Annotated in this window: 22 protein-coding genes and 1 riboswitch; of the genes, 4 read left to right on the top strand and 18 right to left on the bottom strand. The window is 66.5% G+C overall.

Features of this window, described 5'->3' with window-relative positions; translation table 11 throughout:
* Window positions 1–3: 3 nt before the first annotated feature.
* The 3 genes from C9F12_RS11090 to C9F12_RS11080 all read right to left on the bottom strand — a co-directional run bounded on the left by C9F12_RS11090 (window position 4) and on the right by C9F12_RS11080 (window position 4,263).
* A complete protein-coding gene (locus C9F12_RS11090; protein WP_108448902.1) occupies window positions 4–2,088 on the bottom strand; it encodes an SLC13 family permease in 2,085 nt (694 codons plus the stop codon).
* A gap of 181 nt (window positions 2,089–2,269) precedes the next feature.
* Window positions 2,270–2,830, bottom strand: a complete 561-nt coding sequence (locus tag C9F12_RS11085) for a carboxymuconolactone decarboxylase family protein (RefSeq protein WP_045994599.1) — start codon at window positions 2,828–2,830, stop codon at window positions 2,270–2,272.
* A gap of 98 nt (window positions 2,831–2,928) precedes the next feature.
* On the bottom strand, window positions 2,929–4,263 hold the full coding sequence (locus C9F12_RS11080) for an aspartate aminotransferase family protein (RefSeq protein ID WP_108448901.1): 1,335 nt from the start codon (window positions 4,261–4,263) through the stop codon (window positions 2,929–2,931).
* A gap of 155 nt (window positions 4,264–4,418) precedes the next feature.
* On the opposite strand from C9F12_RS11080, the gene C9F12_RS11075 reads away from it, so the two are divergent.
* Entirely contained in the window at window positions 4,419–5,384 is a 966-nt protein-coding gene (locus tag C9F12_RS11075; RefSeq protein ID WP_108448900.1) for a MurR/RpiR family transcriptional regulator, read from the top strand.
* A 160-nt stretch (window positions 5,385–5,544) separates the two neighbouring features.
* Here the strand turns inward: C9F12_RS11075 and C9F12_RS11070 are convergent, their stop codons facing one another.
* Window positions 5,545–6,522: an NADPH:quinone reductase gene (locus C9F12_RS11070; protein WP_108448899.1), complete on the bottom strand. Its 978-nt coding sequence runs from the start codon at window positions 6,520–6,522 to the stop codon at window positions 5,545–5,547.
* 285 nt (window positions 6,523–6,807) lie between these two features.
* On the opposite strand from C9F12_RS11070, the gene azu reads away from it, so the two are divergent.
* Complete coding sequence (gene azu / locus C9F12_RS11060) at window positions 6,808–7,302, top strand: azurin (protein ID WP_108448897.1); 495 nt, start codon at window positions 6,808–6,810, stop codon at window positions 7,300–7,302.
* Window positions 7,303–7,543: 241 nt separating this feature from the next.
* Here azu and C9F12_RS11055 read toward each other — a convergent pair whose 3' ends face one another.
* A complete protein-coding gene (locus C9F12_RS11055; RefSeq protein WP_108448896.1) occupies window positions 7,544–8,197 on the bottom strand; it encodes a hypothetical protein in 654 nt (217 codons plus the stop codon).
* A 246-nt stretch (window positions 8,198–8,443) separates the two neighbouring features.
* On the opposite strand from C9F12_RS11055, the gene C9F12_RS11050 reads away from it, so the two are divergent.
* Both C9F12_RS11050 and C9F12_RS11045 read left to right on the top strand, forming a co-directional pair.
* Window positions 8,444–9,199: a glycerophosphodiester phosphodiesterase family protein gene (locus C9F12_RS11050; protein ID WP_108132973.1), complete on the top strand. Its 756-nt coding sequence runs from the start codon at window positions 8,444–8,446 to the stop codon at window positions 9,197–9,199.
* Window positions 9,200–9,359: 160 nt separating this feature from the next.
* Window positions 9,360–10,184, top strand: coding sequence for an alpha/beta hydrolase (locus tag C9F12_RS11045; protein WP_108448895.1), 825 nt, complete (start codon window positions 9,360–9,362; stop codon window positions 10,182–10,184).
* Between the two features lie 66 nt (window positions 10,185–10,250).
* Here C9F12_RS11045 and C9F12_RS11040 read toward each other — a convergent pair whose 3' ends face one another.
* From C9F12_RS11040 to cbiB, 13 genes are all read right to left on the bottom strand, one after another.
* On the bottom strand, window positions 10,251–10,490 hold the full coding sequence (locus C9F12_RS11040; protein ID WP_108448894.1) for a DUF2188 domain-containing protein: 240 nt from the start codon (window positions 10,488–10,490) through the stop codon (window positions 10,251–10,253).
* A 97-nt stretch (window positions 10,491–10,587) separates the two neighbouring features.
* Window positions 10,588–12,051 (bottom strand): cobyric acid synthase, encoded by a 1,464-nt coding sequence (locus C9F12_RS11035; RefSeq protein WP_108448893.1) that lies wholly within the window; start codon window positions 12,049–12,051, stop codon window positions 10,588–10,590.
* A 42-nt stretch (window positions 12,052–12,093) separates the two neighbouring features.
* Complete coding sequence (cobO, locus tag C9F12_RS11030) at window positions 12,094–12,729, bottom strand: cob(I)yrinic acid a,c-diamide adenosyltransferase (RefSeq protein WP_108448892.1); 636 nt, start codon at window positions 12,727–12,729, stop codon at window positions 12,094–12,096.
* Window positions 12,686–13,576, bottom strand: coding sequence for an ABC transporter ATP-binding protein (locus C9F12_RS11025; protein WP_108448891.1), 891 nt, complete (start codon window positions 13,574–13,576; stop codon window positions 12,686–12,688). Before C9F12_RS11025 ends, cobO begins: the two co-directional genes overlap by 44 nt.
* A gap of 8 nt (window positions 13,577–13,584) precedes the next feature.
* Window positions 13,585–14,604, bottom strand: coding sequence for an iron ABC transporter permease (locus C9F12_RS11020; RefSeq protein WP_108448890.1), 1,020 nt, complete (start codon window positions 14,602–14,604; stop codon window positions 13,585–13,587).
* A complete protein-coding gene (locus C9F12_RS11015; protein WP_345840307.1) occupies window positions 14,582–15,499 on the bottom strand; it encodes a cobalamin-binding protein in 918 nt (305 codons plus the stop codon). Before C9F12_RS11015 ends, C9F12_RS11020 begins: the two co-directional genes overlap by 23 nt.
* On the bottom strand, window positions 15,496–17,442 hold the full coding sequence (locus C9F12_RS11010) for a TonB-dependent receptor (protein ID WP_108448889.1): 1,947 nt from the start codon (window positions 17,440–17,442) through the stop codon (window positions 15,496–15,498). The genes C9F12_RS11015 and C9F12_RS11010 overlap by 4 nt, the downstream gene beginning before the upstream one ends.
* A 151-nt stretch (window positions 17,443–17,593) precedes the next feature.
* Window positions 17,594–17,860: riboswitch (cobalamin riboswitch) on the bottom strand.
* 126 nt (window positions 17,861–17,986) lie between these two features.
* Window positions 17,987–18,478, bottom strand: coding sequence for a bifunctional adenosylcobinamide kinase/adenosylcobinamide-phosphate guanylyltransferase (locus tag C9F12_RS11005; RefSeq protein WP_045994589.1), 492 nt, complete (start codon window positions 18,476–18,478; stop codon window positions 17,987–17,989).
* Window positions 18,430–19,068 carry a histidine phosphatase family protein gene (locus C9F12_RS11000; RefSeq protein WP_045994588.1) on the bottom strand — a complete coding sequence of 213 codons (639 nt, stop codon included), beginning with the start codon at window positions 19,066–19,068 and terminating at the stop codon, window positions 18,430–18,432. The genes C9F12_RS11005 and C9F12_RS11000 overlap by 49 nt, the downstream gene beginning before the upstream one ends.
* On the bottom strand, window positions 19,020–19,826 hold the full coding sequence (gene cobS / locus C9F12_RS10995; RefSeq protein WP_240184232.1) for an adenosylcobinamide-GDP ribazoletransferase: 807 nt from the start codon (window positions 19,824–19,826) through the stop codon (window positions 19,020–19,022). Before cobS ends, C9F12_RS11000 begins: the two co-directional genes overlap by 49 nt.
* Entirely contained in the window at window positions 19,819–20,439 is a 621-nt protein-coding gene (locus C9F12_RS10990; protein WP_108448888.1) for a bifunctional adenosylcobinamide kinase/adenosylcobinamide-phosphate guanylyltransferase, read from the bottom strand. Before C9F12_RS10990 ends, cobS begins: the two co-directional genes overlap by 8 nt.
* Window positions 20,436–21,623, bottom strand: a complete 1,188-nt coding sequence (gene cobD, locus C9F12_RS10985; RefSeq protein ID WP_108448887.1) for a threonine-phosphate decarboxylase CobD — start codon at window positions 21,621–21,623, stop codon at window positions 20,436–20,438. Before cobD ends, C9F12_RS10990 begins: the two co-directional genes overlap by 4 nt.
* Entirely contained in the window at window positions 21,620–22,600 is a 981-nt protein-coding gene (gene cbiB, locus C9F12_RS10980) for an adenosylcobinamide-phosphate synthase CbiB (RefSeq protein ID WP_108448886.1), read from the bottom strand. The genes cobD and cbiB overlap by 4 nt, the downstream gene beginning before the upstream one ends.

The raw sequence follows: 22,600 nt of genomic DNA, 5'->3' as shown, positions 1-22,600 counted from the left end.
CCGTTATTGCAGCGGCCAGACCAGCATGATCAGCGGGATGGCGACCACCATCACCACCAGGGTCAGCGGCAGGCCAAGGCGCCAGTAGTCGCTGAAGTGATAGCCAGCGGGGCCCATCACCAGGGTGTTGGACTGGTGGCCGATGGGCGTCAGAAAGGCGCAGGAAGCGCTGATCGCCACCACCATCAGGAAGGGGTCCAGCGACAGCTCGAAACCGCTGGCGAGACTCGCCGCGATGGGTGCCATCAACAGCGCCGCCGCCGCATTGTTGATGACGTTGGACAGCAAGGTGCTGACCATGAAGAGCCCCGCCAGCACCAGGATGGGCGGCCACTGGCTGCCAAGCCCGAGCATGGCATCGGCGATCAGGCCTGCCCCGCCGCTGGACTCCAGCGACTGCCCCACTGGAATCATCGCCCCCAGCAACACCACCACCGGGCCGTCGATGGCACGGTAGCCTTCGCGCAGCGGCAGCCCCCCCACCAGCAGGGTGACCAGCGCGGCCAGCGACAAGGCCACCGCCGCCGGCAGCAGATCGAACAGCATGGCCGTGATAGCGACGGCAAAGATGCCCACCGACAGCGCAAGCTGGCGCGGCTGGCCGAGGGTCAGGCGCCGGTCTGCCAGCGGCAGGCAGCCAAGCACCGTCAGGCTCTCGCCCAGCCCTTCGGGATCGCCCTGCAGCAGCAGCACGTCGCCGGGCCGAAAACGAATATCGCGCAGACGCTGCTTGAGGCGCCCACCGTCACGGGCCACCGCCACCAGGTGCAGGCCGTACTGATGGTGCAGGCGCAGCTCGGCGGCGGTGCGGCCGCTGATGGCGGCGTCGTTGCGCACCACCGCCTCGATCAGGTGCAGGTCCTCGGGGGCCTTGTCGTCCTGGCGCTCGTCACCGTCCTCGGTGCCCCGCGCCGCCTCACGGGTCTCGTCCAGGGTGATGCGGCGCTCTCGCGCCTGCTCGTCCTCGTCGACCAGTTGGCGGGTACGCTGGGCCAGCGAAGCGGACCCGGCGTTGCCGTCTGCGTTCAACGGCTGGGCCGATGTCGATGCGGCTGCTGCGTTGCCCGAGGATCGCACCGGGTCATCGCTGTCCGCCTGCTCGGTGTTGGTTGGCTCGGTGTTGGTTGGCTCGGTGTCGGTTGGCTCGGTGTTGGTTGGCTCAGTGTCGCTCTGCTCGGCATCAGGATCCGGCGCCTCCTCGGGTGTCAGACCGACCCGCAGTCCGGCACGATCCTCCAGCGCCTTGAGCTCCTCGGGGCCGGCCTCCAGCAGCAGGATGTCGCCCTCCTTGAGCACCCCATAGAAAGAGTGACCGGCGTAGCGATGACCGCCCCGCACCAGCGCCAGCACGGGCACGTTGTCGTCGAGCTTGCGCCTGAGCTTGTGCAGCGACCAGCCCAGGGCCTGGGCATCGGCGTCGACCCGCACCTCCACCAGATAGTGGGCGGTATCGAACATGGCGTCGCGGCTGGCCTGGCCGGTGCGCCTTGGCACCAGGCGCCAGCCCAGCAGCACGATAAAGGCAACCCCGGCGACTGCCACGGCGCCGCCTACCGGGAAGAAGTCGAACATGCTGAAGCGCTCGCCGGCGACGCTGGCGCGGTAGCTCGAGATGATGATGTTGGGCGGGGTGCCGATCAGGGTGGTGAGGCCACCCAGCAGCGAGCCGAAGGCCAGCGGCATCAGCAGGATCGACGGCGAGGTATCGTGTTCGCGCGACATCCGCAGGGCCACCGGCAGCAGCAACGCCAGCGCCCCCACGTTGTTCATGAAGCCCGACAGCACGGTGACAAGGCCGGTCAGCGCCAATAGCTGGTACAGGAGCCTGTCGCCGACCTTGAGCACCTGGGCGGCGATCACGTCCACCACCCCGGCCCGCTCGAAGCCACGGGACAGCACCAGCACCGCCACCACGGTGATCACCGCCGGATGGCCAAAACCGGAAAAGGCCTGGTCGGCGGGCACCAGCCCCAGCACCACCGAGGCCAGCAAGGAGGCCAGCGCCACCAGATCGAAACGAAACCGCCCCCAGACGAACGCCGCCAGCGTCAGCCCGAGCACGATAAATACCAGAAGACTGTCGTCCATGCCGGCCCCTCCCTGGGCGGCGCCCTGACGGGCGATTGCAGAGTGCTGGAGGTCGCGAAAGCGTCACCGAGAAAGCGCCAGGGTACCGCTGATTCAGCGTAGCCTAAAACACCTTGTCAGCGCGCCTAGGAGGGTTCGACGAAGGGCAGGCTTCGTCAACGAGCTGGGGTTCGGCAAAGGGTTAGGGTTCGTCAAAGGGCAGCGGTTCATCGCCTCGGCGAACCTCGAACACGTTCAGCGTCATCGCCACAAGGGCGTAGTAGCCAAGCACCCCGACCAGTTCCACCACGGCCTCCTCGCCGAAGGCCTCCACAGCCCTGTCGTAGGTGGCCTGATCGACGCGCCGGTGCTGATACAGCACGCTGGCCAGGCGATGGACGATGACTTCGTCGCTGCGCTCGAAGGTCGGTTGACGGCCTTCTCGCAAGGCCTCGACCACCGACTCGGACAGGCCGGCCTTGAGGGCGATGGGGGCGTGGATCTGCCACTCCGCCTGGGACTTCCACCAGGCCGCGGTGGTCAGGATGGCAAGCTCGGTGAGGCGCAGCGGAAGCGAGGTATGGTAGCGACAGAAGGCGCCCAGGCGCTGGGCATGGTCGGCAAGCTGTGGGCTGTGCACCCAGGCCAGGAAGGGACCATCGAGGTTGCCGCGGGGGCCGCTGAGGATATCGTCGAGCACCCGACGCTGCTCCGCGCTCATGGTGGCGTCGTCAAGCTCGGGCAAGCGGGAACGAAGGGTCATGCTGTCATCCTGTACGTGGGAAAAAAGGTAGCAAGCCCGCCCCTTGGCGGGCCTGGTGTGTCAGTGGTGTTGCGCGGGCCGAAGCGCCAGGCATGGACTCAATGGCCCACCTGGCCAAGCGCCTGCTGCAAGGCGGCGTCGAGCTTGTCGACGATCTCGTCGAGATGATCTTCCTCGACGATATAGGGCGGCGCCAGCAGCACATGGTCTCCACGGCGTCCGTCCAGGGTACCGCCGGCGGGATAACACATCAGCCCCTGGTCCATGGCGGCGGCCTTGACCGCGGCGTTGAGGCGCTGGTCGGGATCGAAGGGCTCCTTGCTGGCCCGGTCCGCCACCAGCTCGAGTCCCAGAAATAGCCCGCGTCCGCGAATATCACCGACGTGCGGGTGGTCGCCGAAGCGCTGGTGAAGCCGAGCACGCAGCGCCTCGCCCCTGGCCCGCACCTGCTCAAGCAGGCCGCGTTCCTCTACCGCGCGCTGCACCGCCAGCGCCGCGGCACAGGCGGTGGCGTGGCCGATATAGGTGTGGCCATGCTGGAAGAAGCCGGTGCCCTCGGCGATGGTGTCGCGGATACGCGCACTGGCCAGGGTGGCGCCGATGGGCTGGTAGCCCCCGCCCAGGCCCTTGGCCACGGTCAGAAGGTCGGGGCTGACGCCTTCCTGCTCGCAGGCAAACAGGCTACCGGTGCGCCCCATGCCGCACATCACCTCATCGAGAATCAGCAGGATGCCGTGACGATCGCAGATCTCGCGCACCCGCCGAAAGTATCCGGGCACCGCCGCCACCGCGCCAAGGGTCGCCCCCACCACCGGCTCGGCGACGAAGGCCATCACCCGGCGTGGCCCCAGCCGCTCGATGGTGTCCTCGAGTTCCACCGCGAGTCGCTCGCCGTAGGCTTCGGCGCTTTCGTCCGCGCGCTGGCCGCGGTAGGCGTAACAGGGGCTGACGTGGGTGGTGTCGGCCAACAGCGGTTCGAAGGGCCGCCGACGCCAGGCGTTTCCGCCGGTGGCCAGCGCCCCCAGGGTATTGCCGTGGTAGCTCTGGCGCCGGGCGATGACCTGGGTGCGCTCTGGCTGGCCGATCTCGAGAAAGTACTGGCGCGCCATCTTCAGCGCCGCTTCCACCGCTTCGGAACCACCGGAGACGAAGTACACGCTGCCCATGCCCTGGGGCGCGCGATCGACCAGGAAGTCGGCCAGCGCCTCCATCGGCTCCGAGGTAAAGAAGCTTGAATGGGCGTAGGCCATACGCTTGACCTGTTCGCTGATCGCGGCCTGCACCTCGGGATCGCTATGCCCCAGGCAGGACACCGCCGCGCCGCCACACGCATCGAGGTAGCGCTTGCCTGCGGCATCGATCAGATAGGGCCCATCGCCTGCCACCGCGGTGGGATAGGACGCCTTGAGGTGGCGGTGAAAGACGCGGCTCATGGAACCTCCAGCAGGTAGATACGACATCGCGTAAATGCAAATATTAAATGCATTCTATTTTTACACAATGCATATTTGCAAATTGAGTCTACGCCTCACCGGACAGACGCCCGCCAAGCTGGCACACTGGCCCGCTCGTCATTAAAGGAGACGCCATGCCCTCTCGCGACTCGAAGCCCGCCACCAAGCCATCGACCGAGCGGAGCGCTCAGGACCGCCCAGTTCGCCTCGGCGAATCGAGCACCCTCGGCGACCTGAAGGAACTGGCAGCGCAGATCCAGGCCGGTGACGGCGAGGTTCGTTTGGGCAAACGATCGTTGCGGGTGCTGATGGCGCTGCTGGAGTCGCCGCAGGCGAGTGCGGTGGCCTCGATCAGCGAGCTGGCCGGGCGGCTCGAGGTGAACCCCTCGACCTTGACCCGGCTGGCCCAGCGCCTGGGCTTCGACGGCTTCGGCGAGCTGCAGGCGGTGTTTCGGCGGGATCTGGCCGATGGCGGCGAGCACTTCTACAGCGACCTGGCCTCGAGGCTTTCGACCGATCGCGACCAGGGCCAGGGTGTCGCCCGGCTGGCCCGGCTCGGACGCCAGGAGAGCGCCAACTTCGCCGGCCTGCTCGAGCGACTCGACGCCGATGACTACGACCGGGTGGTCGAGCTGCTGGCCCTCGCCCGTCGGGTCAGGGTCCACGGGCAACGCCAGTTTGCGTCGCTGGCGCAGTTCATGGCCTACGGGCTTGGCATGCTGCGTGCCGATACCGGGGAGCTGGATGCGGGACACCAGGGGGTGGCCGATGCCCTGGCGCAACTGGATGAAGGGGACCTGCTGGTGGTGATCAGCTGCTTTCCCTACACCACCAGCGTGCTGGAAACCGCTCGGGTGGCGGCGCGGGCGGGGATTCGGGTGGTCGCCCTGACCGACAGCGAGTCGTCTCCGCTTGCCCGGGTCGCCGAATACCGTTTCCTGGTGCCTACCGACAGCCTGTTCTTCTCCAACGCCATGGGCGCCTTCTTCCTGCTGGCCCAGGGGCTTCTGACCGAGGTGGCCGATCGCCTGGGCGACGAGGGACTGGCCGCCCTCAAGCGGCGCGAGAAGATGATTCGCGAGCTGGGGGCGTCGCTGTAGCGCCAAGCAGAACCGACGGCGAGCAGGGCAGCCGGTACGCAAGCCACTCCGCCGTCAGGCCGACGCCTCCCTGAAATGCAAGCGGGCCCGCCAACTTGGCGGGCCCGCTCTGTCCGGAGGACAGGTTCGATCAGGAAGACAGGGATCGGCGATCGATCGCTCAGGGCAGCAGCACGGTAGACCCGGTGGTCTTGCGTGACGCCAGGGCGTCCTGGGCCTTGCCGGCCTCCGCCAGGGCGAAGCGCTGGGCCACGTCGATCTTCACCTTGCCGCTCTCGATCATGTCGAACAGCTCGTCGGCCATGTCCTGCAGCCGCTCCGGGCTGTCGGCGTAGCCGTTGAGGCTCGGCCGAGTGACGTAGAGCGCGCCCTTCTGGTTGAGGATGCCGATGTTGACCCCCTCGACCGGTCCGGAGGCGTTGCCGAAGCTGACCATCAGGCCGCGCGGCTTCAGGCAGTCCAGCGAGGTCTCCCAGGTGTCCTTGCCGACGCTGTCGTAGACCACGTCGACCATCTCGCCGCCGGTCAGCTCGCGCACCCTTTGGACCACGTCTTCCTTGGTGTAGTCGATGGTCGCCCAGGCGCCATTGCGCTTGGCAAGCTCTGCCTTCTCGACGGAGCTGACCGTGCCGATCAGCTTGACGCCCAGGGCCTTGGCCCACTGACAGGCAATCGATCCCACCCCACCGGCGGCGGCGTGGAACAGGATGGTCTCGCCACCCTGCAACGGGTAGGTCTGACGCAGCAGGTACTGCACCGTCAGCCCCTTGAGCATGGCCCCCGCTGCGGTCTCGCAACTGATCCCCTCGGGCAGCGCCACCACCTTGTCCGCCGGCAGGGTGTGCAGTTCGGCGTAGGCACCCAGGGGCCCCTGGGCGTAGGCCACGCGGTCGCCTACCTGCAGATGATCGACCCCCTCGCCCACGGCGTCGACCACGCCAGCTCCTTCGGTTCCCAGGCCCGACGGCAGGGACGGCGCCGGATACAGACCGGTGCGGAAGTAGATATCGATGAAGTTGAGGCCCACCGCCTCATTGGCGACGCGTACCTCGCCGGGGCCCGGCTCGGCCGCCGGTGTATCGACGAGTTCCAGCACCTCGGAATCGCCGGTGCGTGCGAATTGAATCCGCTTGGCCATGAAAGGCTTCCTTACGCTGCTAACGGGTATGTACGCCCAGTCAAGCGCTCTGCTCGACCTCGGTCAAGTCCAAACTGGATTTGCCGTCGGCACAGCCGTGGCCACGGGATCACTGTCGGCGCTTGACAGCTCCATTGATGTCTACGAGACTCATCAATTGTATACAGTTCAAATATAAACATGGATACATCTTGTGTGGTGCACCGCGCTTCCCTTTGCTGAACGCCGTGAACGGTCGTGGCAAACCCTGCACCCACCCTATCCAGCAACGAAGAGGACGCTGTCATGAAACATGCCCTGCTTTCCTCCGCCTCCATCCTCGCGATCACCGCCGTGCCGCTGTTCTCTGCCGTGGCGGTAGCGGATGACGGCGCCGCGGACAACGTCGCCGAGGAGTGCCGGCTGACCATCGACTCCACTGACCAGATGCAGTACGACAAGAGCGAGCTGAACGTACCCGCCAGCTGCGAGACCGTCAGTCTGACGTTGACCCACTCGGGTTCCATGGCGAAGAACGTGATGGGACACAACTGGGTGCTGGCCCCTACCGACGCCTATCAGGAGATCGCCTCCGCCGGCATGCAGGCGGGACTCGACAACAACTACCTGCCCGAGGATGACCGCATCCTGGCCGCCACCGACATCATCGGCGGCGGCGAATCCACCAGCATCACCTTCGACACCGAAGGACTCGCCGACCAGGATCTGACCTTCTTCTGCTCCTTCCCCGGCCACTCCTCGATGATGAAGGGGTCGTTCAGCCTCACCAGCGAAGGCTAGACAACTGCACGGATCGACGGGCATCGATCCCTGACGGCGTGACCCGGGCCACCTCCGTTCTTGCTGCCCGCGAGCGGATCAACAACCACCTCGGCCCGGCAAGCGCCGACCCTTTGCCCAACGACGAAGCCCCGGCCCTCGCCTCCAAAAGAGGCAGGGGTCGGGGCTTCGTTGTTGCTACTACTTCTACTAGTTCATAGCGTCCGCGGGAAGGACCCAACAGGTGCCCTTCCGTCGCTGATCACAACGTCCGCGGGAAGGACTCCAGGCCTCTGACGAAGCGGTTCTTGTAATCTTCGAACAACGCCTTGTCCTGCTTGAAGTTGGCCACCACGGAGGCTTCGTCCACGGTCAGGGTACGCGGCAGATTGTCGAGGCTGGTGGCCGTATGCTTTGGCCCCAGACCGATCTGCAGCTCGCCCGGGCCCTTGATCCAGCGCTGGATACCGGCGGCGCTAAACTCGGCCTTCTGGGCATCGCTGACCACGTCCACCCGCAGCGGCGCCCGCAGCGCCAGTTCGGCCACCAGGCGAAGGGCGGGATTCAGCTTGCCCTTGCCGGCCGGCTTTTGCGCCTCGCCCTGGCTATCGCTTTCCGCGCCGTTCTTGTTGCCGCCGTCGACCGCACTTTCGGCGTCAGGATCCAGCGACGTCAACTGGGCCACATTCATGCTGGTACCGGCTTCGTCGCTGACCAGCAGGGCCAGGGCGATGGGACGGGACTGATCGTCCACAAGAGCGAGAAGCCGGGCGGCTTCCTGCTTGAACAGCACCCCGATGACGCCGGCGAAGGTGACCAGGGGGGCGATACCCGCCTGATGACCGTAGGCTTCCGCACACAGGCGTGCCAGGCAGGCTTCCCGCTGCTGGGGCTCGTTGATTTTGACGACCTTCATCACTGACCTCTAATTGCTGGCGCCGACCGGCGCTGACCCACTTGTCGAAACCGGCGAGACTAGCATATTCCAGGCAGCGACACCGCCCTCGGCGTACCGCTGCGACAGATGGGGTGTTCATGTCGTCGCCGTTCGGTCATCTTTGTGGCCCAACATGGAGGCGTGCAGCCTCTGGCTAGCAGGACGGTCATGTCCGATGATGACGAAAGCCGGTGCCATGTTGTGACGCCAAGCCAAGGAGAGCCCATGACGACATCTCGCACGCCCCTTATCGACCTGCCCCGCCTGATGGCGCATCGCGGCCTGTCGGCCCATGCACCGGAAAATACCCTGAGCGCCGTCCAGCTTGCCTGGGAAGCCGGTATCACCTGGGTCGAGCTCGATGTGCAATTGCTGGGTGATGGCACCCCGGTGATCTGGCACGACCCCGGCATGCGGCGCTGCTCCAACGGGCGCGGCAAGTTAAGCAAGCTGCGTCTGGAACAGGCCAGGGAATACGACGTCGGCGCCTGGTACGCCGAGCGCTTTCGCGGTGAGCGCATGGCGACACTCGACGACATGCTCAATCTGATCGATCGACGCGGTATGGCGGTCAACCTGGAACTCAAGGTGACCCGGGGGCGCGACCCGGAAGCGTTGGCCGAATCGGTGATCCCGCGTCTGCTGGAAGCGCTGCCGTTCGAACGTCGACTGGTGTCTTCCTTCAGCCCGGCGGCCCTCGATCACGCGCGCAGCATCGCCACGCCCGACCAGCTCGCCCTTGGGGTGCTGGTCGACAAGATCGGCAAGAACTGGCGGCACGACATGGAAGCGGTGCAGGCCTACAGTCTGCACTGCGACTGGAAGAAGCTGAAGGAAGAGCGGGCTCGGGAGGTTACCCAGAGCGGCACACCGCTGCTGTGCTATACCGCCAATGATCCGGTGGCCTTCGCCAAGTACTGGAAATGGGGCGTGACCACCGTCATTTCCGATGACCCCGAACGCTTTGCCGACAAGACGTAACTTGCCAAGGCGTATCCTTGAAGCGGCTCTGACACTGGCATGGCCCTGTATTACAAGCGACCTGTCCTGAAAGCGACCTGTCAAAACCTAGCGCTTGCTTGGCAGGCCGGCGGCCACTCGCTAGAGTGGGCTTGATACGTTGCTGCCAGCGAGCCACTTCATGCCCCAGGTATCTGACCTTCAGGTGTCACTGCACGACACAGACCGGCAATCGCTGTTTGTTCGTCGATGGCGTCCCGAGCCTGATACCCAGGGCGCGCCCATCGTGTTGCTGCATGACTCGCTGGGCTGCGTTGAGCTGTGGCGCGACTTCCCCGAAGCCCTGTGCATGACCACCGGCCGCGAAGTGATCGCTTACGATCGACTGGGCTTCGGCCAATCCATGCGCCACCCAGGCCTACTGACCTACACCTTTATCGCCGACGAAGCGCACCAGGGCTTTGCCGCGCTTCATCGTGCGTTAAAGCTCGAGGGTTTCGTTGTTCTGGGCCATAGCGTGGGCGGCTGCATGGCTGCCGGTATCGCTGCCCACTTCGACGATTGCCAGGCGCTGATTACTCTGGCGGCCCAGGCCTTTGTGGAAGAACGCACGCTTTCGGGCATACGCCAGGCCCGCGATACGTTCGCCCTGCCCGGCCAGATCGAGCGCCTGAAGAAGTACCATGGCGACAAGGCCCGCTGGGTGCTCGACACCTGGGTAGAGACCTGGCTGGACCCCGACTTTCGGAGCTGGGCCCTGGATGACACCCTCAGACGGGTCCGGTGTCCTGTACTGGCGCTGCACGGTGACCAGGACGAATACGGCTCACCACAGCAGCCCAAACGCTACGCGCAACTGCCTCAAGGGTCGTCACGGATGGTATTGCTGGAGGGGTGTGGCCACGTGCCCCATCGCGAGCAGCCTGACAGAGTCCTTGACTACATCACGAGCCTGCTGGGTGAGCAAATCAACGTAGATGATGGTGAAGAGCAAGGGACGCAATAGCGGATAATAGTACGCCTCATCGAACGGGCAATTGACAAAGACATTGCGCTCAAATGGCATATGCCGTCACTTCTTCGAGCGCAGAGACTTGGTTGCCTCGGATGCGCGCCGATAGCTCTTGCGCTCCTGGATAGTGCCATCGAGCCCATGCACGTATAGCTCACCGTGCTCCTTCCTGGCCGCGCGGCGCGCATATTCCACGGCTTCAGCCTTGCTCTCGAAAACCTTGCCGGCACGAGACGTGCCGCTGGTCTTTACTGCCCATCCCTTGTCTCTGCTAACCACATGTTTCGATGTCACCTTCATGACCAAGCCCTCGACGCAGTTGCCATGGTGCCATCTGTACAGGGAAAGCAGTGGCAGCCCCTCAGTTTACGCCGGGCGCCACTTCGGACCATCTTCCTCAGCCGATCAGGCGCAGAACCATCTCCATATCCAGATGCTGCTCGATGGCGTCGGCCAGACGGTCGAGTTGACGTTCGCGATGGGCGTCGAGGTCCACCCGGCGGGTGTCCTCGGCCGGCAGCCCGAGGCGGGCGAGCAATGCTTCGCAGGCGTCGGGGCCGTCGAACAGCCCGTGCAGGTAGGTTCCCATGATCTGGCCATCCTGGCTGACGGCACCTTCGTCTCGTCCTTCGAGACGCATCAATGGCCGTGAAAGCGCCTCGCCCCGGCTGACGCCCTGATGAATCTCGTAGCCGTGGATGCTGCAGCAGCCGTCGGCGGTGTCGATGCGCCCGCTGACGCGTTTCAGGCGCTTGTCGGGGCGCATGGTGGTGGACATGGCAAGCCAACCGAGCCCTTCGACGCCGCCGGGCTCGCCCTCGATGCCGTCAGGATCGTCGATCCATTCCCCCAGCATCTGAAAACCGCCGCAGACACCCAGCACCCGCCCGCCGTAACGCAGATGGCGACGGATACGCTCATCCCACCCTTGGCTGCGCAGCCAGGCCAGGTCCGCCCGGGTATTCTTGCTGCCCGGCAACAGGATGACGTCGGCATCGGGCATCGGCTGGTCGGGGCCGACCAGGCTCAGGCTGACGCGAGGATGCAGGCGTAGCGGATCGAGGTCGGTGTGGTTGCTGATGCGCGGCAGGGCCGGCACCACCACCTTGAGCATGTCGCCCCCTGCGTGATCAAGCCGCTGCTCCAGCGACAGGCTGTCCTCGGCGTCGAGCCACAGCCCCTGCAGGTAGGGAAGCACGCCGAGCACCGGCCTCGCCTCGCGCTCGGCCAGCCACTCAAGCCCCGGTTCCAGCAGCCCGATATCGCCGCGAAAGCGGTTGATCACAAAGCCCTTGATCCGCGCGTTTTCGGACGCGCTGACCAGCGCCAAGGTGCCGCATAGCTGAGCAAAGACGCCGCCTCGGTCGATATCACCGACCAGCAGTACCGGGCAGTCCACCGCCTCGGCGAAGCCCATGTTGGCGATGTCGCCTTCGCGCAGGTTGACCTCGGCGGGGCTGCCCGCCCCTTCGGCGATGATCACGCCGAAGCGCTCGGACAGCCGGCGATGGCAGTCCATCACCGTCTGTCGGGCGGTGGTCTTGTAAGCGTGGTAGTCCAACGCGGCCATGCTGCCGTGGACGCGACCGGCCAGGATGACCTGGGCGCCCTTGTCGCTTTCGGGCTTCAACAGCACAGGATTCATGTCGCTGTGGGGCGCTACGCGGGCAGCCTGGGCCTGCAGCGCGGTGGAGCGACCGATCTCGCCGCCATCCACGGTGACGGCACTGTTCAGCGCCATGTTCTGGGGCTTGAACGGGGCCACGCTGAACCCGCGCCGTGCCAGCACCCGGCACAGACCGGCGACCACCGTGGACTTGCCGGCATCCGAGGTGGTGCCCTGGATCATCAGCGTTGCCATGCTAGCGCTCCCTTACAGCTCGATGCTCTTCTGGGGGTTCGATCAAAGCTCGATACCCTTCTGGGCCTTTATTCCTTGATCCTTGAAGGCGTGCTTGACCACCTTCATCTCGGTGACCGTATCGGCCAGTTCGATCAGCGCCTGGGGCGCGTTGCGGCCGGTCACCACCACATGCTGCATTGCCGGTCTGGCCTGCAGGTCGTCCAGCACCCGGTCGAGATCCAGATAACCGTAGCGCAGGGCGATGTTCAGCTCATCGAGCAGTACCAGCGCGATATCGGGATCCTGAAGCAACTCGCGGGCCTTGTCCCAGGCGGCTTCGGCGGCGGCGACATCGCGCTCCCGGTCCTGGGTGTCCCAGGTGTAGCCCTCGCCCATGACGTGGAACGCTACCCCCGGCTGGCGGCGATAGAAGGCCTCCTCTCCGGTGGAAAAGGCGCCCTTGATGAACTGCACCACGCCCACCTTCATGTCGTGGCCCAGCGCCCGGGCCAGCATGCCGAAGCCGGATGAACTCTTGCCCTTGCCGGGGCCTGTCAGCACCAGCAGCACGCCCTGCTCCTTGTCGGCACTGGCGATGCGCTCGGCCATGATCCGCTGCTTGGCGGCCATGCGCCGGGCGTGGCGCTCGGGATCAACGTTCTTCGGAGTCTGTGTCGTGGGGGACGTGTGGGTCATGGGAAACTTCCTTGGTGGGGCGCGGCGGAGTAAGCGACGAGGCCACCCGCGGCATGAAGACGGCGGCGCCATCGACCTCGGCGACGCTCAACGGCTGGTCGTAGAGCCGCTCGAGGGCCGAAGTGACCAGCATATCGTCGCGTGGCCCCCAGCAGGCCGCGCCGTCGGGATACAAAAGCAGCAGATGGTCGCACCAGCGCGCCGCCAGATTGAGATCATGCAGACACATCACCACGGCGGCCCCTTGGCTTGCCTGTTCGTCGAGCAGCGCCATGGCCGCCACCTGATGATGCAGATCGAGGTGGTTGGTGGGCTCATCCACCAGCCAGATCTGCGGCGCCTGGGTCAGCACCGTGGCCAGGCTGACCCGCTGGCGTTCGCCGCCGGACAGGGTCGCCAGCGGCCTGTGGGCCAGGTGAGCGATATCGAGGCGTTCAAGCGCGCCCAGAGCGCGCTGGACGTCGTCCTCGCTTTCGTTCTGCCAAGCCCTGAGGAAGGGATGGCGGCCGATCAGCGCGGTCTCCAGCACGCTGGCCGGAAACTCGTCATGGCGCTCCTGGAACACCACGCCCAGACGCTGGGCAACGGCACGCCGGCGCCAGTCGGTCAGCGGCTGGCCGTCCAGCCTCAAGCGCCCATGGCGCGGCGCCCTTAACCCGGCCAGGGTATGCAATAACGTGCTCTTGCCGGCGCCGTTGGGCCCGAGGATGCCCCAGCGACTGCCGGGCTCGATGGAAAAGGACAGCGGCTGACCGTCCGCCCTGCCGGGCACGTCGATCACCAGCGCTTCGCAGGACAGCGAACAGGATGGCAGCGCCTGGTCGGTGGATGCGGGTGTGACAGCCATGAGCGCCCCTATCCCTTGCCGTGGCTGCGATGCAGCAGGTAGAGAAAACTCGGCACTCCGATCAGCGCGGTGATCACCCCTACCGGCAACTGCTGGGGGGCGATCAGGGTCCGCGCCAGGGTATCGGCCAGGGTCAGCAGGCAGCCACCGGCCAGCAGCGAGGCCGGCAGGATCAGGCGCTGGTCGGCACCCAGGCGAAGGCGCAGCATATGCGGCACCATCAGGCCGACGAACCCTACCGATCCGGCGGTGGTCACCGCGGTGGCGGTGGCCAGGCTGGCCGCCAGATACAGCCCCCATTCCAGCGGGCGCACCGCCACGCCCAGCGCCAGCGCCTGCTGGCCGCCGCGGGCAAGCACGTTGAGGGTCCGCCCCAGCGGCACCAGCACCAGCGCCGACAGCGCGGCGATCACCAGTACCGGCCAGGGACTGCGGGCGTAGGCCATATCGCCCATCAGCCAGTAGAGCATCCCCGGCAGCTCCTCCACCGGGCTTACCGCCAGCAGGAAGGTGATGATCGCGCCCCAGCCGGAGGCCATGACGACCCCGGTCAGCAGCAGGCGGGCCGGTGACCAGCTGCCGCTGCCATGGGCCAGGCCAAATACCACCAGGATCGACACCAGCGCGCCGGCAAAGGCCGAGGCCGAGACCAGCGCCGCGCCAAGGCCAGCCAGCATGGCACACAGCGCCGCCACCGAGGCCCCGCCGGAGAGCCCGAGCACATAGGGGTCGGCCAATGGATTGCGCAGCAGTACCTGCATCAAGGCGCCGGCCAGGGCCAGCAAGGCACCGGTACCGAAGGCGGCCAGCGCACGGGGCAGGCGCAGCTCCCACACCAGGGTCTGGTGGAGGGGGCTGCCCTGCCCGGTCAGCGTCAGCCACAGCTCCATCGGGGACAGCGCGACGCTGCCCACCGACACGGCCAGCACCACCGACACCACACCGAGCAGCGCCAGCAGGCCCAGCGGACGACGTCGCCGGCTGGGCCGATAGGTAGCGCTGGAGTCAGCGGCGTTCACGGGCAGCATCCAGATGTTGGCACAGGGCTCGGGTGCCCTCGACCAGGCGCGGCGTCGCCCGCTGCACCAGATCGGGGTTGATGAAATAGAGGTTGTCGCGGGCCACGGCGGTCATCTGCGGCCACTGGCGCCAGGCATCGAGCCAGGTGGAGTCCGCCTTGCCCATGCCACCGGTGATGATGACTTCCGGGTCCGCGGCCAGCACCGCCTCCCGCGACAGTCGAGGCACCAGCGGCGCCTCGTCGGCGAATAGATTGACGCCGCCACAAAGTGACAGCGCTCGACTGATCCAGTGCTCACCGTTGACGGTCATCAGCGGCTGCTCCCATACCTGATAGAAGACCTCGACCGGTGCTGCGTCAACGTAGCGTTCGCCGAGGGCCGCTACCGATTCTCGCAGCTCTCGGGCCGCGGTGTCGCCGGTATCCGCCGAACCGGCCAGGCGACCGAACCGCTCAAGCGTCGTGGCGATCTGCTCGAAGTTGGCGGCGTCCGAGCGGAACACCGGCAGCCCGAGTTCATCCAGGCGTTCGACCTGCTGTCCGGGATTACCCCCGGCCCAGGCCACCACCAGGTCGGGGTCAAGCGCCAGTAACGACTCGAGGTCGAGTCGATCGTAGCTGCCCACCTGGGGCAGCGAGCGCGCGGCCTCGGGATAGTCGCTGAAGCTGACTACCCCCACCACCCGCTCGCCGGCCCCCGCCGCGAACAGCATCTCGGTGACGCTGGGCGACAGCGCCACGATGCGCTCTGCCGGCGCCGCCAGGCATAGCTCCCGCTCGGTGTCATCGACCACGCAGATGTCCTCGTCCCCGTCGGGCGAAGAGGACGCCATGGCGGCACCGGTCAGCGCCGACAGCACCAGGCCGATGCTGGCCGAGACAAGCGAGCGGCGGATGATCACAGGTTGAAGCCGACGCTCAGGTAGGCAGCACGTCCCGGGTTTTCGTAGTCCCAGCCACCTTGAAAGGCAGACGCACGCGAGGTGGCGTACTCGCGATCGAAGACGTTCTCGAGCGTCAGGTTGGCCTTCCAGTCCGGCGCAAAGGCCCAGCCGGCGCGCAGGTCCAGGGTGCCGTAGCCGGCCAGACGCTCGTCGTTGTCGACGTCATTGTAGCGGTGGTCCTGGGCGATGAAGGAGGCCCCCAGATTCCAGTCACCCAGCTGGCGATCGGCGTCCAGGCGCAGGGTCTGGCTGGCGCGGCGAATCAGCTGCTTGCCGGTGTCACGGTCTTCCGGGTCGGTATAGGCGACGCTGGCCGCCAGGGTCCACTGGTCGAGCTCGAGCCCGGTGGCAAGTTCGATCCCACGAATACGCGCCTCGTCGACATTGAAGGGGGCAAAGCGGCCATCCCTCGACTCATTGGCGATCAGGTCGTCGACGTTGGTCTGGTAGAGCGCCAGATCCCAGTAAAGCCGCTGGTACTGACCACGCAGACCAAGCTCCCAGGTCTCGGACTCCTCGGGCTCAAGATCGCTGTTGCCAAAGCCGGGGAAGTACAGCTCATTGAAGGTCGGGGCGCGGAAGGCGGTACCGTAGCTGGCACGCAGGGTGTGCTGATCATCGAGGGCGTAGCCCAGCGCCAGGTGGCCGGTGACCTCTTCATCGTAGGCCTCGTTGTCGTCGTGGCGCAGACCCGCCTGCAACGAGAACGGATGGAAGTCCATCAGTGCCTGGGCAAACACCGCCACGTTGTCGCGGCTGGTCTCTTCGTAATCGGTGGTGCTGTCGACCTTGTCCTCCAGATACTCGGCGCCGGCGATCAGCTCGTGGGCACCGAGCTGCAGGGTATTGTCCCAGCGAACGGTATGGGTCTCGGTGTCGAACTCGGTGGTGCTTCCAGGCCCAAAGTCGTTGGGCTCGGAGTGGTCCTCCAGCTCATCGCGGGCCTCGCTCAGGGTAAGACGCGACGACCAGATATCGGTCACCGGCACCTCGGCGTAGACACCGGCCACCTGCTGCACATAGTCGGAGTCGCCACCTTCGTATTCGTTGTTGCCGCGGGCACGCAGTCCCAGCAGCCCGAGGTTGGCGCCGTTGTCGAAGGTGTGGGACAGACTCACCAGACCCGAGGTGTTGTCGTAGGCCTTGTCCTCGCCACCGTCGCGAATCTCGGTGCCGTCGCTGTCCAGGCGGGTGGCGCTGAACTGGTAGGAGGTACCGCCCTCGCGGCCCGACAGACTGGCTGAGGCCCGCTGGGTATTGAAGGAGCCGGTACCGAGCTGCACGCTGGGCGTCGGCCCTTGTTCATCGGGCTTGTCGGTGAACAGCTGAACCACCCCGCCCACCGCGTCGGCGCCGTAGAGCGCACCGCGGGGACCGCGTACCACCTCGATACGCTCGAACATGCGCGGCTCCAGGTACTGCCAGGCAGGCCCGCCATTGGTGGCCGAGCGCAGGCGGATACCGTCGATCATCATCACCGAGGCGGTGCTGCCGGTACCACGGATATAGACGCTCGCCTGCTTGCCGAAGCCACCATTGGTGGAAATATCCACACCGGGCTGGCCACGCAGGGCGTCGGTAATGCTGACCGGATCGCGGCGCCTTAGCGCCTCTTCATCGATGACGCTGACGGAGGACAGCGACTGACTGGCGGTACGCGGCGAAAGCGTCGCCGACACCACCAGCGGGTCGAGTTCGGTGGCGGGCTCGGTGGTGGGCTCGATAGAGACCTGTTCGACGGAGGACGGCTCGGCGGTCGTCACGTCGGAGGAAGCGGACTGCTGGGCACTGGCCTGGCTCACCAGTAGCCAGGGGGCGGCGGCAAGGCCGACGCACAGACGCAGGCCACGGGAGCGGCAGGCAACAGAAAGACGAGCAGGGGCGAAGAAAGCAGACGACATGGTGTATCCCTTGGCACCGTGCGCACCCGCACGGCGTAGACCCTCGAAGGCCGAGGAGCGAACAGGGGACACAGAACGCTGGACAGGACACCCGGGAGCGTCAAGAACACCAAACTGACAGGCAAGCGCTGCGCGTCGGGACCCCACCGCCCCTTGGCATGGCTCTTCAGGCCGGTCTCCGGGCTGACGAGATGAACCATCGAAGCGTTTCGACGGTTCGGCGCGTTCGCCTTCCCGTGACTGGCTGAGCGGGACACAGGGTCCGGTCGCATCAGGGGTCAAGGACCCTGTCACAGTGGCGTGGTGAGCGCGCTTGACTCGATCACCGTTGCGGGGGCAGCGTCGGATTGGCACCGACTTCCCGTTTCACCCCTCGTGTCTACTTCTGGCCACGGCGTCTTGCGTCAGAAAGGACTGACGCCGTGGTCATGCTGGCACGTTTCGGGGCACCTGAGAGTGCGCGTAAGCTAGCAATCGGCACAGCGGGCGTCAACGAAAAGCGCCGTTCGGCTTGTTCGACTGGTTCGATGCCGGGTCTGTTCGCTCAGTCCGCTCGGCCCGCTGCGGTAGCCTCCTTCCCATCGAGCCGCATGGTCAGGCCATGGCGTACGTAGTGTACCTGGCTTGCCAGGCGCACCGCGTCCTGGGACAGCCAGCCCATCAGATCACGCAGGCGGCGCTGGGCCGGGTCCACCGGGACGATGCCGCGCCCCACCTCGTCAAGCACCAGCACGCGCCGTCCCGGCGAACTGGCCCAGCCAGTCAAGGCCTCGCGCCAGCGCCGGCCCAGCCGGTCATCGTCGGCGCTTGCTGACTCGTTTTCACGTTGGTTCTCAAGTTCGTTCTCTAGTTCGGCCTCGAGCCAGGCAAGCCAGCCGCTGATGACGAGGGTGTCGCCATCGTCGATGGCGGGACCAGCGCCCGCACCGGGCACCCGTCTCATCATCTCGTCGGCGTCGCGCCAGCGTGCCTCGGGGTAGCGCTCGGCTACCCGCTGACGCTTGCCTGACGCGGTACCGCCGATGAAGACGTGCATGTGATGCCCTCTGCCTGTCGAATGAGTGTCCAGCGCCGACCGGCGGCCTGACCGACGACGCCCTCCCAGAACGGCACGCCCTCGAACTCTCGGCGCAGCTCGCGGATCACCCCGCCGTGGGTGACCACCAGCACGCGCCGATGGCCGGCCTCGACGGCGGCATCGAAGATGGCGCCGAGGGCCAACGCCAGCCGGTCACGCAGGTCCTGGGCGGATTCACCACCGGGAGGCGCCAGCTCACCGGCGCTGTCGATCCACTCCCGGTAGACCGGATCGTCCTTGAGCTCTTCCCAGTTGCGCCCCTCGAACTCGCCGAAGTCGTTCTCGCGCAGGCGTTGGTCCAGGCGAGGCTCCGGCCAGCCACGGCCCTCGGCGATATGGGCCAGGGTCTGGCGGCAGCGGGTCAGGTCGCTCGACACCACAGCGTCGAAGCGCTCGCCTTCCAGTTCCAGGCGCAACCGATCCATATCGGCCAGGGCGTCGGGCATCAACAGCTCGATATCGCGCTGGCCCTGGTAGCGCTTGTCCAGGTTCCACTGGGTCAGCCCGTGGCGAACCACCACCAGCTCGAGACACACATCAGAAGCCATAGTTCTCCTCCCTCGATGGCACTGCCCAGCATATCGCCGTTGATGCCGTGAAAGGCTCGGATCATCCCCCGGGCGAAGACCCAGGTAAAGCCCCCGCTGGCGAGCAGAACCCCCACCAGCCCGGCTACGTTCGTCCCGCCCGGCTCCAGCAGCAGTCCCGCGGAAACCACCACCAGAAGAGGAACCAGGGCAAGCACCAGGTCGCGCCAGCCAAGGCCCTGCTGCCAGCTATGGGCGAGTCCCTCGGGCCGAGCAGCGGGTACGCCGATCAGCAGCGCCACCGCGCTGGCTCTGGCCAGGGCGGGTACCACGACCAGCCACAGCAGAGCCCCGTCGGTCGTGAGCCACCACCACAACAGGACCGCCTTCCAGGCCAGCAGGAACACCAGCGCCAGCACGCCAAAACTGCCGACCTGCGGGTCCTTCATGATCTTCCAGCGGCGCTCGAGCGGCGCATTGCTGCCCAGCGCATCGGCCAGGTCCATCACACCGTCCAGGTGCAGCCCACCGGACAGCGCCACCCACAGCGTCAGCAGCACCAGTGCCTGGATCGGCGTGGGCAGCGCTGAGGTCAGCGCGGCGGCCACGGCCAGCAGCACGCCGATCAAGAGCCCCACCAGCGGGTAGCAACGCGCCGCCCAGCGGCGGTTGGCGCCGTTCCAGTCGATCATCACCGGCAATGGAATCCGGGTCAGAAACTGGATCGCCAGCCCCAGCCCGGCCAGTGCCGGCAGCACTCGCGGCCTTAGATCACTCACTCGACTCTCCTCTACCCAGCCTGTTGCCCGCTCCTGCCCTCACGTCAGCGGGACGTTCCCCCGCCGGCTTCCACTCGATGGCCTGCCCCGCGACCACCTCCACCACCCGATCGGCACACCGCGCCAACAGCAGGTGCAGACGCTGGAGCTCGCTCAGGTACCAGCGCACCAAGGCGTCCTTCGGCGGCAATTCCTCGTTGAGGTCGTTGGATACGACCACCAGCGCGATATCACGTCGGCGAGCGTCCGCGAGCAGCGCTGCTAGTTGGTTAAAGGCGTCTCTCGCCGCAGCGCGCCGGTCGTCACGCTCGAGGCCGTCGGCAAACAGGCGCTGACTCGACCACAGCGTCAGGCAATCCAGCAGCACGGTGTCGCCTGTGCTCACCTGACGCCAGGCGACCAACAGGTCCTGCGGTGCCTCCAGCGTATGCCAGCGGCTGTCACGCCGGGCCTGGTGGCGCGCCACCCGCGTGGCCATCTCGCCCTCCTCGGCCCTGGCGGTTGCCAGGTACCAGAGCTGCCCCCGGGGCTTGTCGGCGTGGAGCGCCAGTGCCGCCTGTTCGGCAACGTGACTCTTGCCCGAACGCACGCCACCGCTGACAAAGGCGATCATCGGTTCTCTCCACGAGACTGGGCGTCGCCGAGCCAGTCGCCGAGCCAGTCGCCAAGCCATCTGAGCAGGCGATCATTGTCGGCTCGGCGCTGCAGCGCCACGCGAATCCAGGCGCCGTCCAACCCGTTGAAGGTGTGGGTGTGGCGAGCCAGACAACCATGACGTGCCAGATACGACAACAAGGCTTCGCCATTGGCCTGCGACGGCTGGCCCGGCGGCCTGAACAGCACGAAATTGGCCTGGGAGTCCACCACCGTCAGGCCCAGATCGCGCAGGCCTGCCGTCAGATAGGCACGCTCGGAGTGAAGCCAGTCGCGCGTGCGACGCGCAAAGTCGCCATCGGCCAGCAGCTCGGGAACTACTGCGGCAGCCAGGCCGTTGACGCTCCAGGCCACCTGATGGTGTTGCAGCGCACGACAGCGCTGCGGGGACGCCACCAGATAGCCAAGCCGCAGCCCCGCCAGGGCGTAAAACTTGGTCAACGAGCGCAACAGCACCAGCGGCTCGCCCTGTTCCACCAGATCGGTGAGCGGGGCTTCATCGTCGGCAAAGTCGACGAAGGCTTCGTCGATGACCACCAGGGTGTCGCTGCGCCTGGCCGCCGCCACCAGCGCTTCCACGTCACTTCTGGGAAGGCGCGTGCCGGTGGGATTGTTGGGGCGACACACAAACACCAGATCGACAGGGGCAAGGCGCGCCGAGAGCGCCTCGACGTCCAGCCGGAAGTCATCTCCGCTGAGCTGCAAACGCTCGATCTCGATATCGTTGAGCCGGCATGCCCGGGCGTACTCACCAAAGGTCGGCTCGATGATCAAGGCGCGGGTGCGACGATAGGCCCGGGCCACCAGGTGGATCGCCTCGGCGCCGCCGTTGGTCAACACCACCGACGGTGGCGCTATCCCCAGAGACGCCGCCAGGGCCGCCACGGCGTCCCGGTGCTCGGGGTCAGGATAGTGGCGCACCTCGTTCATGGCGCGGGCGAGCCAATCAGCAAGCCAGGCCGGCGGGCCCAGCGGGTTGAGGCTCGCGCTCACATCCATGGTCGGTGTCACCGACGACAGGCCAAGTCTGTCGAGCAGCGCCGCGCCCTGGCCGCCGTGATCAGGCCAGCAAGAGCCCTGGCCCTGCGTTGGCGTCTGGCTCGCGCTTGTGTCGCTCAGGTGCCGAGTGTGGGTCGATGTCATCGCACGGCCTCCAGCACCAGGATGATCAAGGCCAGCAGTGTCAGCACGCCCGCCGTACCGGCGTAGAGACAGCGAATCGCGGCGTCGATGTGACGCGCCTTTAACGTCTCGGTGGGCGTACCCAGCCGCGCCCGGTCGCTGATCTGATCGCCGTAGCGGTTTACCCCGCCCAGCTCGACGCTGAGCAGATTGGCCACCATGGCCTCCGGCCAGCCGGCGTTGGGACTGGGGTGGGCCGGTGCCTGCCGGCACGTCGCCGACCAGGCGCCGCGCCTGCGCAGCCCCGGAACCACCGCAGCAAGACACCACATGGCCAGCGCCGTCAGCCGAGCCGGCAGCAGGTTGACCAGATCGTCGAAGCGAGCCGAGGCCCAGCCGAACTCGCGGTAGCGATCGCTGCGATGGCCGACCATGGAATCCAGAGTATTGGCTGCCTTGTAGGCCAAGGCCAGGGGCGCACCGCCAAGCAGAGCCCAGAACAGCGGTGCGGTGATGCCATCGACGGTATTTTCGGCCACGCTCTCGACGCACGCTCGGCTCACCCCGGCCTCGTCGAGCTCCCGGGTATCGCGCCCGACGATGGCCGAGACCGCGCGCCGCGCCTGATACAGATCGCCCCTTGCCAGCGGTGTGGCCACCGCGCGGGCCGCCTGCACCAGGCCCCGGCAGGCAAGGCAGGTCCACAAAAGCAAGCCCTCCACCACCAGCGCCAGCCAGGGCGAGACGACACCGGCAAGGCCAATCGCCAGAGTGGCCAGCGTCCATGCAAGCCCCACCACCACCAGCGTGAGCACCACGCCCTTGGCTCGACGCGCCTGCGGCCTGCCACGGTTAAGCCGCGCTTCCAGGGCGCCGATCAGTCGGCCCATGCCGACCACCGGATGCGGCAACCAGCGTGGATCTCCCAGCCAAAGGTCCAGCACCAGGGCGGCGAGCACCAACGCCAGCAACTCGGGGCTCAGTGGCGGCAGCGTCAT

It is taken from the genome of Halomonas sp. BN3-1 (assembly GCF_003056325.1).
GTDB lineage: Bacteria > Pseudomonadota > Gammaproteobacteria > Pseudomonadales > Halomonadaceae > Halomonas > Halomonas litopenaei.
This window is presented reverse-complemented; position numbering and strand designations above follow the sequence as displayed.